The sequence below is a fragment of the Rhizobium sp. RHZ02 genome, assembly GCF_014851575.1.
In the GTDB taxonomy this organism is placed as follows: domain Bacteria; phylum Pseudomonadota; class Alphaproteobacteria; order Rhizobiales; family Rhizobiaceae; genus Rhizobium; species Rhizobium altiplani.
Genome location: NZ_JACUZX010000009.1, coordinates 1 through 14504 on the forward strand (window position 1 = coordinate 1; position 14504 = coordinate 14504).

11 protein-coding genes and 1 pseudogene are annotated in these 14504 nt (G+C 59.8%); 11 read left to right on the top strand and 1 reads right to left on the bottom strand.

What is annotated here, in order from left to right; translation table 11 throughout:
* Positions 1-630, top strand: a pseudogene (locus IB244_RS15420) (NADP-dependent phosphogluconate dehydrogenase); the annotation flags it as partial.
* Positions 631-710: 80 nt separating this feature from the next.
* On the opposite strand, the gene IB244_RS15425 reads toward IB244_RS15420, so the two are convergent.
* Positions 711-1754: a LacI family transcriptional regulator gene (locus IB244_RS15425; RefSeq protein WP_062371141.1), complete on the bottom strand. Its 1044-nt coding sequence runs from the start codon at positions 1752-1754 to the stop codon at positions 711-713.
* A 454-nt stretch (positions 1755-2208) separates the two neighbouring features.
* Between IB244_RS15425 and IB244_RS15430 the strand changes: the two genes are divergently transcribed.
* The 10 genes from IB244_RS15430 (at position 2209) to IB244_RS15475 (ending at position 14379) form a co-directional block, all read left to right on the top strand.
* Complete coding sequence (locus IB244_RS15430) at positions 2209-3444, top strand: ABC transporter substrate-binding protein (protein ID WP_018854734.1); 1236 nt, start codon at positions 2209-2211, stop codon at positions 3442-3444.
* A gap of 213 nt (positions 3445-3657) precedes the next feature.
* Positions 3658-4560 carry a carbohydrate ABC transporter permease gene (locus IB244_RS15435; RefSeq protein ID WP_025660691.1) on the top strand — a complete coding sequence of 301 codons (903 nt, stop codon included), beginning with the start codon at positions 3658-3660 and terminating at the stop codon, positions 4558-4560.
* A complete protein-coding gene (locus IB244_RS15440; protein WP_018854736.1) occupies positions 4553-5473 on the top strand; it encodes a carbohydrate ABC transporter permease in 921 nt (306 codons plus the stop codon). The genes IB244_RS15435 and IB244_RS15440 overlap by 8 nt, the downstream gene beginning before the upstream one ends.
* Positions 5474-5476: 3 nt before the next feature.
* A complete protein-coding gene (locus IB244_RS15445; protein ID WP_018854737.1) occupies positions 5477-6562 on the top strand; it encodes an ABC transporter ATP-binding protein in 1086 nt (361 codons plus the stop codon).
* A 121-nt stretch (positions 6563-6683) separates the two neighbouring features.
* On the top strand, positions 6684-9149 hold the full coding sequence (locus IB244_RS15450; RefSeq protein WP_192304724.1) for a beta-mannosidase: 2466 nt from the start codon (positions 6684-6686) through the stop codon (positions 9147-9149).
* A gap of 42 nt (positions 9150-9191) precedes the next feature.
* Entirely contained in the window at positions 9192-9953 is a 762-nt protein-coding gene (locus IB244_RS15455; RefSeq protein WP_192240627.1) for a sugar phosphate isomerase/epimerase family protein, read from the top strand.
* A gap of 8 nt (positions 9954-9961) precedes the next feature.
* Positions 9962-11095 carry a Gfo/Idh/MocA family protein gene (locus IB244_RS15460; RefSeq protein ID WP_018854740.1) on the top strand — a complete coding sequence of 378 codons (1134 nt, stop codon included), beginning with the start codon at positions 9962-9964 and terminating at the stop codon, positions 11093-11095.
* Positions 11096-11162: 67 nt separating this feature from the next.
* A complete protein-coding gene (mgrA, locus tag IB244_RS15465) occupies positions 11163-12194 on the top strand; it encodes an L-glyceraldehyde 3-phosphate reductase (RefSeq protein WP_062371138.1) in 1032 nt (343 codons plus the stop codon).
* 95 nt (positions 12195-12289) lie between these two features.
* Positions 12290-13903, top strand: a complete 1614-nt coding sequence (locus tag IB244_RS15470) for a glycoside hydrolase family 43 protein (RefSeq protein ID WP_018854742.1) — start codon at positions 12290-12292, stop codon at positions 13901-13903.
* Between the two features lie 164 nt (positions 13904-14067).
* On the top strand, positions 14068-14379 hold the full coding sequence (locus IB244_RS15475) for an RcnB family protein (protein ID WP_018854743.1): 312 nt from the start codon (positions 14068-14070) through the stop codon (positions 14377-14379).
* Positions 14380-14504 lie beyond the last annotated feature (125 nt).

Sequence of the window (14504 nt, forward strand, 5' to 3'; positions counted from 1 at the left end):
TCGGCGATCGAAGCGCAGAACATGGGCATTCCGGCAACCGCGATCGAAGCCGCCGTTGCCGCCCGCAGCCTGTCGTCGATGAAGACCGAGCGCGAAGCCGCCGAGAAGATCTTCGGCAAGCCGGAATGCAAGTTCCCGATCGCCTACGGCCCCGAACTCAACAAGGATCTGGAGCTGGCGCTGTTCGCCGCCAAGATCGGCGCTTATGCGCAGGGCTTCGCCGTCATGGCGGAAGCATCGCGCGAGTTCAACTGGTCGCTGCCGATGCCTGTCATCGCCAAGATCTGGCGAGCCGGCTGTATCATCCGCTCGCAGTTCCTCGACGAGATCACCTCGGCCTTCACCAAGGCTCCGGATGCTGCCAACCTGGTCGTGACGCCTGCCTTCTCCGAGATGGTCAAGGAATCGATCCCGGCGCTGCGCCGCGTCGTTGCGGCGGCCCTGCAAGCCGGCCTGCCGGTTCCGGCGCTGACCTCGGCGCTGACCTACTTCGATGCCTATCGCCAAGGCCGCGGCACCGCGAACCTGATCCAGGCGCAGCGTGACTTCTTCGGCGCGCACGGCTTTGATCGCCTCGACAGCAAGGACTTCCACCACGGCCCGTGGGGTAGCGGTGCGGCGACCTTCTGAGCCGGCGCGCGTTCCCAAAATGAAAAAGCCCGGCCGAAACTGGGCTTTTTTGATTCTCGCCGCTTTGGTTTCCTGTTGGGTCAGTCGAAGACGCCGTCCGGCCAGGTCGGCTGGCTGACGCTCTGCAGCTTTTCGGGCGGAACGCCTTCGATGCGGCCGATCACCGCGCGGGCGAGTTCGCGGCCGGCCTCGCGAACGTCCTCGAAACAGGTGATCATATTCGGTCGTATCCAGTTGAGGATCTCCGTCGATTGCTTCGAGACGAGGTCGACATCGCGACCGACGACGCAACCGGCAGCCTCTACACCGGCATTGACGGCGATCGCGCCGGCGGCCGAGGAGGAAACGATGCCATCTGGCGCATGCGAGGAACGCATCAGCGCTTCCACCTCGTCGCGTATCTGCTGCAACGGCGCGTCGATGTTGACGCGCAGCGGGATCTCTTCGGCGCCATAGACATGCAGCGCCGTCTGGAAGCCGATCCGCGTATGGGCGAAATAGGTGAGCCGGCCTGGCGGCGGCAGCAGCGCTATCTTCCGACGGCCTTTGGCGACGAGGGCGCGGACGGCCTGATAAGCGTAAGCCTCGCTGTCGAAATCATGATAGGGATGTACGAGATCGCTCTCGGTGCGCCCGTGCGTGGAGAAGGGCATGTTGCGTTCGATCATCAGGCTGACGCGAGGGTCGTCGGGCTCGATTCGCGAGATAATAACGCCGTCGGCGGAGCCGGTGTCGAGAATGTAGCGGACCGGTAATAGCGGATCCTTGGCGATGGAATAGGGCGTCACGACGAGGTGATAGGGCGTGCCCGACAAAACGTCCGAAATGCCGAAGACAATCTGGCTGGTGAAGCCCATGATCTCTTCGTCGATGCTGAGCACGAGCGCGATGACGTTGGTTTTGCCGGTTCTGAGGCGCACGCCCGCTCTGTTCGGCTGATAGCCGAGCTGGCGGGCGACCATGCGCACGCGCTCCTTGGTTTCGGCACCGATATCGGGCGCATCCTTCAGGGCACGCGAAACGGTGGTCACACCGAGGCCCGTCATGAAGGCAATCGTCTTGAGCGTCGGCCTCTCCCGCTGGAGCACGCCGGTGGCGTCTCCGAATTTTTCGTTATTTTTCATCCCTCTAGACCATCCTATGCGATTTGGTCCGCTTATAGAGTCTTTTTAGAAGCGTCGTAAGCGCAAGTGCGACCAAAGATGCTCCTCCCTCAGACAGCGAAATCTGTAACGATACAGTAGAATTGTCGAGACCTTTTTCGCGTTTGAACAGCATGGGTGCGCCCATAGGTTTAGTCATGGTGTTTTGCTCACATTTTTTGCACCTGCGAATGAAACGTGCCGCCGAAAATGCGATAACTACGATATTTTGTGCGTTAAAACAATTCGATAATCCAGATTGTGCACTTGCTCGCTCGTTGTGCTTTCCACGCTCTCCCGTGCAAAAATCAACGCCATTATGCAGTCTGAGATTGCAAAGAAAAAAGTTTAGAAATTTTTCATCGGCTGGCTGTTGCGCGAAAATATCGATTGCACTAAGTTTTTCCGGCAACGTTTCAGTGAGGGAGGAGAACTCATGAATTTTCGTTTGATCGCGGCTGCACTTGCCGCTTCCGTCGTGCTGCCGCTCGGTGCGGCGAACGCGACCGATCTTGAAGTCACCCATTGGTGGACTTCTGGTGGCGAAGCCGCTGCCGTGGCAGAACTCGCAAAGGCATTCGACGCGACCGGCAACAAGTGGGTCGACGGTGCGATCGCCGGCTCCGGCGGTACCGCGCGTCCGATCATGATCAGCCGCATCACCGGCGGTGATCCGATGGGTGCCACGCAGTTCAACCATGGTCGTCAGGCCGAAGAGCTGGTTCAGGCTGGCCTGATGCGGGACCTGACCGACGTCGCCACCGCCGAGCACTGGAAGGACATCATTCGTCCGTCGAGCCTGCTCGATTCCTGCACGATCGACGGCAAGATCTATTGTGCCCCGGTCAACATCCACTCCTGGCAGTGGCTGTGGCTCTCCAATGCAGCCTTCAAGAAGGCTGGCGTTGAAGTGCCGAAGAACTGGGATGAATTTGTCGCCGCCTCTCCGGCGCTCGAAAAGGCCGGCATCGTTCCGCTCGCCGTTGGCGGTCAGCCCTGGCAAGCTGCCGGCGCGTTCGACGTGCTGATGGTTGCCATTGCCGGCAAGGATACCTTCCTCAAGGTGTTCAAGGACAAGGACGCTGAAGCGGCTGCCGGTCCGGAGATCGCAAAGGTTTTCAAGGCCGCCGATGACGCTCGCCGTATGTCCAAGGGCAGCAATGTTCAGGACTGGAATCAAGCAACCAACCTCGTCATCACGGGCAAGGCCGGTGGCCAGATCATGGGTGACTGGGCGCAAGGCGAGTTCCAGCTGGCTGGTCAGAAGGCCGGTACCGACTACACCTGCCTTCCGGGCCTCGGCGTGAACGAAATCATCTCCACCGGCGGTGATGCCTTCTACTTCCCCCTGCTCAAGGACGAAGAGAAGTCTAAGGCACAGGCTGTGCTTGCCAAGACGCTTCTCGATCCCAAGACGCAGGTTGCCTTCAACCTGAAGAAGGGCTCGCTGCCAGTTCGCGGTGACGTTGACCTTGGTGCAGCCAACGACTGCATGAAGAAGGGTCTCGACATCCTCGCAAAGGGCAATGTGATCCAAGGTACCGACCAGCTTCTGTCGGCGGATAGCCAGAAGCAGAAGGAAGACCTCTTCTCGGAGTTCTTCGCAAATCCGTCGATGACGCCGGAAGCCGCTCAGAAGCGCTTCGCTGAAATCATCGCTTCTGCCGACTGATCGTCGCTTTTCCGACGCTGTTGCGATCCGGCTCCGTGTGACGGAGCCGGATTTGCCCGGAACTCCCATCGTGTCCGGGTGGCGGCAGCGCTCGAGGCTGGTAGCAGCTGATGCAGGGCATCCGGCCTTGGTATGGGAGTGAGAAGAGGAGGCGACCGGTAGACGGTTCGCTGCTCTGGATCACAGCAGAATTGCGATTCAGGAGGAATTACAATGACGGGTCAAGCGAAAGCCGGCCGGCCAAATCAGTTACTGCGCAATCTGAATTCGAAGATTGCATCCATTCCGATGATCCTGACCGCCTTGGTCATCTTCGTCGGTGGCTCGGCCTGGACGGTCGTTTATTCATTCACGAACTCGAAGCTCCTTCCGCGGTTGAGCTTCGTAGGTCTCGAACAATACAGGCGCCTGTGGGCTGCCCCGCGCTGGATCGTGTCCATCGAGAATCTTGCGATCTACGGCGTGCTATCGATTATCTTCAGCCTGGTGATCGGCTTTGTGCTCGCGGCGTTGATGGACCAAAAGATCCGGTTCGAAAATACGTTCCGTACGATCTTCCTCTACCCATTCGCCCTGTCTTTCATCGTTACCGGCCTCGTCTGGCAGTGGATCCTGAACCCTGAGTTTGGCATCCAATCAGTTGTCCGGTCGCTTGGCTGGACAAGCTTCAATTTCGACCCGCTCTACACACCTGAAATCGTCATCTACGGCATTTTGATCGCCGCGCTGTGGCAGGGCACGGGTCTCGTCATGTGCCTTATGCTCGCCGGCTTGCGCGGTATCGATGAAGACATCTGGAAGGCCGCGCGCGTCGACGGCATCCCGATGTGGAAGACCTATCTCTTCATCGTCATTCCGATGATGCGGCCTGTCTTCATCACGACGCTTGTCATCATCGCCAGTGGCATCGTCAAGGTCTACGACCTGGTGGTGGCGCAGACATCAGGTGGTCCAGGCATCGCCTCTGAAGTGCCTGCGAAATACGTTTACGACTACATGTTCCAGGCTCAGAATCTGGGGCAGGGTTTCGCCGCCTCGACCATGATGCTGGTCACCGTCGCGATCATCATCATCCCGTGGGCCTATCTGGAATTCGGAGGGCGTAAACGTGCCTGATTCTGTTACTCTCAAGACCTCCGGTGGCCGCGCGTCCGGCCCCAGCGGCCCGAAGCCGAAGCGGGTGATCTCTCCGCGCAACATCATTCTCTATGGCACGCTTTTTGTTGCCGCTGCATATTACCTTCTTCCGCTTTACGTGATGATGGTCACGTCGCTGAAGGGCATGCCCGAAATCCGCCTCGGCAATATCTTCTCACCGCCGGTCGAAATCACCTTCGAGCCCTGGGTGAAGGCTTGGGCGACGGCCTGCACAGGCCTGAACTGCGACGGCCTCTCGCGCGGCTTCTGGAATTCGGTGCGTATCACCGTTCCCTCGGTGGTCCTGTCGATTGCCATTGCCTCGGTGAACGGCTATGCGCTCGCCAACTGGCGCTTCAAGGGTTCGGAAGTCTTCTTTGCGATCCTCGTCGTCGGCGCGTTCATTCCCTATCAGGTGATGATCTATCCTATCGTTATCGTGCTGCGTGAGATCGGCGTCTATGGAACTCTGACGGGCCTGATCATCGTGCACAGCATCTTCGGGATGCCGATCCTGACGCTGCTGTTCCGCAACTACTTCGCATCGCTGCCGCAGGAGCTCTTCAAGGCTGCCCGCATCGATGGGGCCGGCTTCTGGCAGATTTTCCTGAAGATCATGCTGCCCATGTCGCTGCCGATCTTCGTCGTCGCCATGATCCTGCAGGTCACCGGCATCTGGAACGACTTCCTGTTCGGTGTCGTCTTCACCCGACCGGAGTACTACCCGATGACCGTGCAGCTCAACAACATCGTCAACTCTGTCCAGGGCGTGAAGGAATACAACGTCAATATGGCCGCAACGATCCTGACGGGTCTGGTGCCGCTCGTTGTCTATTTCGTATCGGGACGACTTTTCGTCCGTGGTATTGCCGCTGGCGCAGTGAAAGGCTGATCCATGAATTCAAGTGTTTCCATCCGAGATCTCTCGTTGAACTTCGGTTCGGTCAGCGTTCTCAAGGACCTCAACCTCGAAATCAACGACGGCGAGTTCCTGGTTCTCCTGGGCTCTTCCGGCTGCGGCAAGTCCACGCTGTTGAACTGCATCGCCGGACTGCTCGACGCATCCGACGGCCAGATCTTCATCAAGGGCAAGAACGTCACCTGGGAAGAGCCGAAGGATCGCGGCATCGGCATGGTGTTCCAGTCCTACGCGCTCTATCCGCAGATGAGCGTCGAGAAGAACCTGTCTTTCGGCCTCCAGGTCGCCAAGGTGCCACAGCAGGAGATCGACAAGCGCGTGGCGCGTGCGGCGGAAATCCTGCAGATCCAGCCGCTGCTGAAGCGCAAGCCGGCCGAGCTCTCGGGCGGCCAGCGTCAGCGCGTTGCGATCGGTCGCGCATTGGTGCGCGACGTGGATGTGTTCCTGTTCGACGAGCCGCTGTCGAACCTCGACGCCAAGCTGCGCTCGGAGCTGCGCGTCGAAATCAAGCGCCTGCACCAGTCGCTGAACAACACGATGATCTACGTCACGCACGACCAGATCGAAGCGCTGACCTTGGCCGATCGTATCGCGATCATGAAAAACGGCATCATCCAGCAGCTTGCCGACCCGACGACGATCTACAACAAGCCACGCAATCTCTTTGTTGCAGGCTTTATCGGCTCGCCGTCGATGAATTTCTTGCGTGGGGAGATCACCAAGCAGGGTGACGAGGCGTTCTTCACTGCCAACGGCGTGAACTTCTCTGTTGCAGCCTATGAGGCGCCCGAATCGCTGCAAGCGGGCCGCAAGGTCATTCTCGGCGTTCGTCCTGAACATGTGAAGGTCAACGAGAATCTCGGCGCCGAGGTCCACGAAGCGACCGTCGACATCGAGGAACCAATGGGCGCCGACAACCTGCTTTGGCTGAAGCATGCCGGCCACACGATGTCCGTGCGTATCAATGGTGCACGCCGCTTCAGCCCCGGTTCCGCCGTCAAGCTCGGCTTCGATATGTCGCTGGCGTCGCTCTTTGATGCGGAGACTGAGCTTCGCATCTAGAAATCGCAATAGGGCGGAGCGTATAGTTCCGCCCGTTCTCCAATCGGCCATCTGGCCACCAAGTTCGGCTGCGGCCCGCGATTGCGGGCGGTCCTAAGCGCGGCCCGATCGGGATAATGCTATGACTTCCTTGCCGACAAACGGGTTTAACCTCGACCTATCCGGATCGTGGAAGCTCACCTCAGCCGACGGCGAGGTCACGACATCGATCACGCTGCCGGGCGATGTGCACACGGCGCTGCATGCCGCTGAACTGATCCCCGATCCCTATTTCGGCCGTAACGAGGAGATCGTTCAGTGGGTGGCGCAGCGCGACTGGGTGCTGGAACGCAGTTTCACGCTGTCCGAGCCGGACGGCGAGTGGTATCTCGATATCGACTATCTCGATACCGTTGCCGCGGTGTTCGTCAACGGTTCTCCGGTGCTGCTCGCCGATAACAGCTTCCGTCGCTACCGGCCCGATGTAGGTGGCCAGCTGAAGACTGGCGAGAACCACATTCGGATCGTGCTGCACTCGAGCATTTCGGCCGGTGCCGACCGGCAGGCCAAGCAGCCGTTCTACATCCCATATCACCCCGGCAATTCGCCTATTGCGAATGGCAATATGCTGCGCAAGCCGCAGTGCCATTTCGGTTGGGACTGGAACATCGCGATTGCGCCGCTCGGCCTCTATGGCACGATCGCTTTGCGCAGGCTCGAGACTGCGCGCATCGACCACGTCACGACACGTCAGGTCCATAATCTCGACGGCTCCGTCGATCTGCAGGTGACGGCGACATTGTTCGCCAAGAATCCGGGGATTGTGCCTGTTCATTTTACGCTCGACGGGGAACGCATTCGGCTCGACGTAGGCGTCGGCGCCGGCGAAACCGTCGTCAACCACGTCTTCCAGATCGATAAGCCGCGCTTGTGGTGGCCGGCGGGCAGTGGTGAGCAGGCGCTCTACACATTGACTGTCGATCTTCCGTCGGATGCGGTCAGCAAGCAAATCGGTCTTCGCACCGTCGAGCTGATCACGACGCCCGATGCCGCCGGCAGCCGTTTCGCGCTGAAGGTCAACGGCCGCGAGATCTTCTGCCGCGGCGCCAACTGGATCCCGGCTGATGCGCTGTTTTCGCTGTCATCGCCCGAGAAGACTGAAGACCTGCTGCAGTCGGCTCATGCCGCAAACATGAACATGATCCGCGTCTGGGGCGGCGGCTTCTACGAACATGACTATTTCTACGATCTTTGCGATCGGATGGGCCTGATGGTCTGGCAGGATTTCATGTTCGCCTGCAACCTCTATCCTTCGACGGAGGATTTCCTCGACAACGTCGCGCTTGAGGTCGACTATCAGGTGCGCCGTCTGTCCTCGCATCCGTCGATCGCGCTGTGGTGCGGCGACAACGAACTGGTCGGTGCGCTCACCTGGTTCGACGAGTCGAAGAAGGATCGCGACCGCTATCTTGTCTCCTACGATCGCCTCAACCGTACGATCGAGCAGGCGATGAAGAAGGCGGCGCCCGACGCCATCTGGTGGCCGTCGAGCCCGGCATCCGGTTATCTCGATTTCGGCGATGCCTGGCATGCCGACGGTTCCGGCGACATGCACTACTGGTCGGTCTGGCACGAGAACAAGTCGTTCGACAATTATCGATCGGTGCGCCCGCGCTTCTGCTCGGAATTCGGCTTCCAGTCCTATACGTCGCTGCCTGTCATCAAGACCTACGCCGATCCGAAGGACATGAACGTAGCGTCGCCTGTCATGGAGCTGCACCAGAAGAATGCAGGTGGCAACGAGCGCATTGCCGGGACGATGTTCCGCTATTTCCGCTTCCCGAAGGACTTCCCGAATTTCGTCTATCTCAGCCAGATCCAGCAGGGTCTCGCAATCAAGACCGCAGTGGAATACTGGCGGTCGCTGAAGCCGCATTGCATGGGCACCATCTACTGGCAGCTCAATGACACATGGCCGGTCGCCTCGTGGTCGAGCCTCGACCACGGCGGTCGCTGGAAGGCGATGCATTATCTGGTCAAGCGCTTCTTCCAGCCGGTCGCCGTTGCGGCGATCCCTAATGAGGACGGCAAGCAGATCCGCTTCTCGCTGGTCAACGACACGCTTGCCGAGGTCAGCATCGACCTGTCGGTCTCGGTCCTCGACATGAAGGGCGAACGCAAGCACCTGAAGGACGTGCAGGCGGTCTGCACCCCTGACGCAGCCGTAACGGCGACGAGCATCGACGTTTCCGAAATTCCTGCCGGGACACTGCTTGCCTGGCGCTTCACGGCGTCGAATGGCATGGGTGGCGAGGGGCACTATGTGCACGGCACCTACAAGGCACTGGAGCTCGAGGCTGCGGGCCTCATGGTCACACACGAGTATGTCGAGGAAGACGGCTCCGTGTGCCTTAACGTCACTGCGAAGGGACTTGCGCTCTTCGTGATGATCGAGACCGAGACCGACGGAAAGTATTCAGACAATGCCTTCGATCTGGCGGCGGGCGAGACGCGCCGCATTACCTTCACCCCGGCAAAGCCGCTCGAGGGCGGCACCTTGCCGGAATTCCGTTTCTACGACCTGCAATCCTGTCAGTCCGTGGATTGATCCTGACTGAAATGCAATGGGCACGAGGCCCGAGGAGGAATGATGACGAAACTGAGTTTCCAGCTTTACAGCGCCCGTAACTTCCAGCCCTATTCGGCGATCTTTGAAAAGCTCGGCAAGGCCGGCTATCAGGAAGTCGAAGGTTTCGGCGGCATCTATGCCGACCTCGATGATGCCGGCCTGAACAGCCTGCGTGCCGAACTCGACAAGAACGGTCTTGTCATGGCCAGTGGCCATTTCAGCCCCGATTTCCTCGACGGCGAAGTCCAGAAGTCGCTGAACATTGCAAAGGTCCTCGGCATGGACTCGATCTATGCGCCGCATCTCGCCGCCGAGCAGCGCCCGACCGATGGTGCCGGCTGGCTGGCCTTCGGCAAGCGGCTGCATGAGATGGCAAAGCCCTACAAGGATGCCGGCTATGAGTTCGGCTGGCACAACCACGACTTCGAATTCGTGAAGCTCGCCGATGGCTCACTGCCGATCGAACGCATCTTTGAAGGCGCTCCTGACATTTCCTGGGAAGCGGATATCGCCTGGGTCGTTCGCGGTGGTGCTGACCCGTTCTCTTGGATCGAAAAGCTCGGATCGCGCATCACCTCGGCTCACGTCAAGGACATTGCGCCGGCTGGCGAGAACAAGAACGAGGATGGTTGGGCAGATGTTGGCCACGGCACTCTGCAGTGGGCCAAGCTCATCGCTGCACTCAAGAGCACCAAGACCAAGCACTACGTCGTCGAGCATGACAACCCGGCCGATGTCGACCGCCTGATCACGCGCTCGATCGCATCCTTCAAGACTTATTGAGGCATATCATGACCAAGGAACTTGGCGTCGGCATCATCGGATGCGGCAACATCTCCACCACCTACTTCTCACTCTCTCCGCTTTTCAAGGGTCTGAAGGTCCTGGCCTGCGCCGATATCAACGTGCAGGCTGCCCAGGCCCGCGCCGAGGAATACGGCGTAAAGGCGCAGACGATCGATGAGCTTCTCGCCAATGACGAGATCGACGTCGTCGTCAACCTGACGATCCCGGATGCTCACTTCCCGGTTTCCAAGGCGATCCTTGAATCCGGCAAGCACGTCTATTCGGAAAAGCCGCTGGTTCTCACCCTCGAGCAGGGTGAAGAGTTGCGCCGCATTGCCAAGGAGAAGAACCTCTCCGTCGGCTGCGCGCCGGATACCTTCCTCGGCGGCGCGCACCAGCTTGCCCGCAAGTTTATCGACGACGGTGGCATCGGCCGCGTCACCTCGGGCGCGTGCTACGTCATGAGCCCGGGCATGGAGATGTGGCATCCGAACCCGGACTTCTTCTTCCTGCCCGGCGGCGGCCCGATCCTCGATCTCGGTCCATACTACATCGCCAACCTGATCAACCTGATCGGTCCGGTGAAGCGCGTCGGCGCGATGACCTCCATGGCGTCCGAGACCCGCACCATCACCAGCCAGCCGCGTCATGGCGAGACCATCCCGGTCAAGACGCCGACGACGATCCAGGCGATCCTCGAATTTGTCAGCGGCGCGACTGTCACGCTGACGGCGAGCTGGGATGTCTGGTCTCATCGCCACGCCAACATGGAGCTCTATGGCACCGAGGGCTCGCTTTACGTGCCGGATCCGAACTTCTTCGGCGGCGTCGTCGAGGCCAGCGGCAAGGACAAGGACATCAAGCCGGTCGAAGGCTGGGAACATCCCTTCGGTATCTTCAACCAGGAGAGCCCGCAGGGACCGCGCGCCAACTACCGCACGGCGGGTCTCGCCGACATGGCGATGGCGATCATCGAGGGGCGCGATGCGCGTTGCTCGCTCGATCGCACGCTGCACGGCGTCGACGTCATGACTTCAATCCTGAAGTCGGGCGAGGAAGGCCGTTTCATCGAGCTGACGACGACCTGCACGCAGCCGGCCGCACTCGGCATCGAAGAAGCGCAGGCGCTCTTGAAGTAAGCGACCAAAGGACTATGGTCCGGCGCGGGCGACAAGCCCGCGCTTTTTCGCTTAAAGGATCAGAATTATGAGCTGGCAACCGGCTTCCGACCGCTATTCAAAGATGAAGTATAACCGCACAGGCCGTTCCGGCCTGAAGCTGCCTGCGGTATCGCTCGGCCTCTGGCACAATTTCGGCGGCGACACGCCGCATGACCGCAAGATCGACATGTGCCGCACGGCCTTCGATCTCGGTATCACCCATTTCGACCTCGCCAACAACTACGGCCCGCCTCCTGGCAGCGCCGAAACCGCCTTCGGTGAAATCCTGCGCACTGAATTTTCAGGCCTGCGCGACGAGTTGATCATCTCGTCCAAGGCCGGCTACGACATGTGGCCGGGTCCCTACGGCGAATGGGGCAGCCGCAAGTATCTGATCGCGTCGTGTGACCAGAGCTTGAAGCGCATGGGTCTCGACTACGTCGATATCTTCTATTCGCATCGTTTCGATCCGGATACCCCGCTCGAGGAAACCTGCGGCGCGCTCGATCATATTGTCCGCTCCGGCCGGGCGCTCTATGTCGGCATCTCGTCCTACAATTCGCAGCGCACCCGGGAGGCTGCCGCTATCCTGAAGGATCTCGGGACGCCGTGCCTGATCCATCAGCCGAGTTATTCGATGCTCAACCGCTGGGTCGAGGACGACAAGCTGCTGGATACGCTTGACGAGGCCGGCATGGGGTCGATCGTGTTCTCGCCGCTGGCGCAGGGTATGCTGACGACCAAGTATCTCGGCGGCATCCCGCAGGATAGCCGTGCTGCCCAGAACCACTTCCTCAAGAAGGACTTCATTCGTCCTCAGATCATCGACAACATCCGCAAGCTCAATGAGATCGCGGAGCGTCGTGGCCAGACGCTGGCGCAGATGGCGATTGCCTGGGTTCTGCGTGGCGACCGGGTGACGTCGGCGCTGATCGGCGCGAGCCGTTCGTCGCAGATCGTCGATTGCGTCAAGGCGCTCGACAATCTCGAATTTACCGCCGCTGAGCTCAAGGAGATCGATGTCTATGCCCGCGAGGCCGACATCAATCTCTGGGCAAAGTCCGCGGAACGCGAATAAACCGAAGCGCCCGGTCCAGTGCGCCGGGCGTTTCTCCTATCATTTTTTGATGTACGTGCGGTAAGCCGCGCGTATTTCAGGGAGGAGACTTCACCATGATCCGCAACCCGATCCTGCCGGGCTTCAACCCCGATCCATCCATTTGCCGCGTTGGAGACGACTACTATATCGCCACCTCGACGTTCGAATGGTATCCCGGCGTCCAGATCCATCATTCGCGCGATCTTGTGAACTGGACGATGGTTCGGCGTCCTCTCGAGCGCAAGTCGCAACTCGACATGCGCGGCAATCCCGACAGCTGCGGCGTCTGGGCCCCCTGCCTTTCTTATGCCGACGGGCTGTTCTGGCTGGTCTATACCGACGTCAAGCGCTTCGACGGCAACTTCAAGGATGCGCATAACTACATCGTGACTTCGCCAACCATTGAGGGCGAATGGTCGGAGCCGGTCTACGTGAACTCTTCGGGCTTCGACCCGTCCCTGTTCCATGATGAGGACGGCCGCAAGTGGTTCATGAACATGCAGTGGAATCATCGCACCGAGAGCTTCGGCGGTGCGCCGAAGTCGCCGGCCTTCGATGGCATTCTGCTGCAGGAATGGGATGCGGCGACCAGGTCGCTGAAGGGCCCGATCAAGAACATATTCGCCGGCAGTTCGCTGGGCCTCGTCGAGGGACCGCATCTCTTCAAGCGGAACGGCTACTATTACCTGACGACCGCCGAGGGCGGCACTGGCTACGACCATGCCGTCACCATGGCTCGTTCGCGCACGATCGACGGTCCCTATGAGATGCATCCGAACAAGCACCTCATCACGTCAAAGGATCATCCTGAAGCCATTCTCCAGCGAGCAGGGCACGGCCAGTATGTCGAAACGCCCGACGGACAGGCCTATCACACGCACCTCTGCGGTCGTCCGATGCCGCCAAAGCGCCGCTGCACGCTCGGTCGCGAGACCAGCCTGCAGAAGTGTGTCTGGAAGGAGGACGGGTGGCTTTACCTCGAGAACGGCACTGTTGTTCCCGATGTCACCGTGCCGGGACTGGCCGGCGCTGTGCCGGTCGAGAAGCCTGTGCGCAGCGAATACAGCTTCGACGGCGGAAAGCTGCCTGATGATTTCCAGTGGCTTCGCACGCCACAGCCGGAGCGCATTTTCAACCTTACCGATCGGGCAGGACATCTGAGGCTGATCGGGCGCGAAAGCATCGGTTCGTGGTTCGAACAGTCTCTTGTCGCCCGTCGTCAGGAGCACCACAGCTTCAGGGCGGAGACGGTCGTGGAGTTTGATCCCCACACCTACCAGCAGGTTGCCGGCCTGACGCATTACTATAACAGGCACAAGTTCCACGCGGTCGCCGTGACCCTCCACGAGAAGCTGGGACGGTGCGTCACCATTCTCTCCTGCAATGGCGACTATCCCCACAGCCGTCTCGACTTCCCGGTCGGCAGCGGCGTTGCGGTGCCTGCCGAAGGGCGCGTTCAGCTTTCCATGGAAATCCGCGACAATGACCTGCAGTTCTTCTGGCAGACGGAAGGCAAGGGGGCCTGGCAGCCGATCGGGCCTGTGCTGGATGCCGGTGTGGTCTCCGACGAGGGCGGACGTGGCGAGCACGGCTCGTTCACCGGTGCATTCGCCGGCGTTTTCGCCTTCGATACGTCGGGTCGCGCAAAGACCGCGGATTTCGATTGGTTCAATTACGAGGAACTATGATCGAACCAGCGACATCGCCTGAAATTGCGGGAGATGTCGCATTTGCTAATTTAATAGATGCTTTTAAACACGTGTTTTCATTACGTAAGTTTAATCAAACTTTCAGTTTCGGTTCATCATTTTGGACCTAGGTTCTGGGCGTGTTCAACACGAGGAACCTCCCAATGAAAAAGCTCACCACCGTCCTTCTCGCTACTGCTGTGCTCGCTTCTCCGCTGCTGGCAACGACCGAAGCGAGCGCCCAGGATCACCGCCGGCCGGTCGTCGTGGAGCGCGACGTTCACGTCACGAAGTACAAGTGGAGCCGCGGCCATCGCATGACGCCTACCGAGCGCCGCCATATGCGTGACGTGCGCGACTATCATCGCTACCGCCTGTCGGCTCCGCCACGCGGCTATCGCTGGGTGCAGGTCGACAACGACTTCCTGCTCATCGGCTCGGTCAACGGTGTGATCGCGAACATCGTCATTCGCTAAACGCTGACGTCACCATGTGAAAAGGGGGCTTTAATGCCGCCCTTCTGATTCAATCAGACGCCAATTACAGGCTTCCGTAGGACGCTGTGCGCGTGGCCAGAACTAGTGAAGGGCGGGGGTTCCGC

What these genes read in the sequence shown, in the direction of transcription:
- IB244_RS15425 (WP_062371141.1), bottom strand. Translation starts at nt 1,754, where the DNA reads ATGAAAAATAACGAAAAATTCGGAGACGCCACCGGCGTGCTCCAGCGG.
- IB244_RS15430 (WP_018854734.1), top strand. Translation starts at nt 2,209, where the DNA reads ATGAATTTTCGTTTGATCGCGGCTGCACTTGCCGCTTCCGTCGTGCTG.
- IB244_RS15435 (WP_025660691.1), top strand. Translation starts at nt 3,658, where the DNA reads ATGACGGGTCAAGCGAAAGCCGGCCGGCCAAATCAGTTACTGCGCAAT.
- IB244_RS15445 (WP_018854737.1), top strand. Translation starts at nt 5,477, where the DNA reads ATGAATTCAAGTGTTTCCATCCGAGATCTCTCGTTGAACTTCGGTTCG.
- IB244_RS15450 (WP_192304724.1), top strand. Translation starts at nt 6,684, where the DNA reads ATGACTTCCTTGCCGACAAACGGGTTTAACCTCGACCTATCCGGATCG.
- IB244_RS15455 (WP_192240627.1), top strand. Translation starts at nt 9,192, where the DNA reads ATGACGAAACTGAGTTTCCAGCTTTACAGCGCCCGTAACTTCCAGCCC.
- IB244_RS15460 (WP_018854740.1), top strand. Translation starts at nt 9,962, where the DNA reads ATGACCAAGGAACTTGGCGTCGGCATCATCGGATGCGGCAACATCTCC.
- mgrA (WP_062371138.1), top strand. Translation starts at nt 11,163, where the DNA reads ATGAGCTGGCAACCGGCTTCCGACCGCTATTCAAAGATGAAGTATAAC.
- IB244_RS15470 (WP_018854742.1), top strand. Translation starts at nt 12,290, where the DNA reads ATGATCCGCAACCCGATCCTGCCGGGCTTCAACCCCGATCCATCCATT.
- IB244_RS15475 (WP_018854743.1), top strand. Translation starts at nt 14,068, where the DNA reads ATGAAAAAGCTCACCACCGTCCTTCTCGCTACTGCTGTGCTCGCTTCT.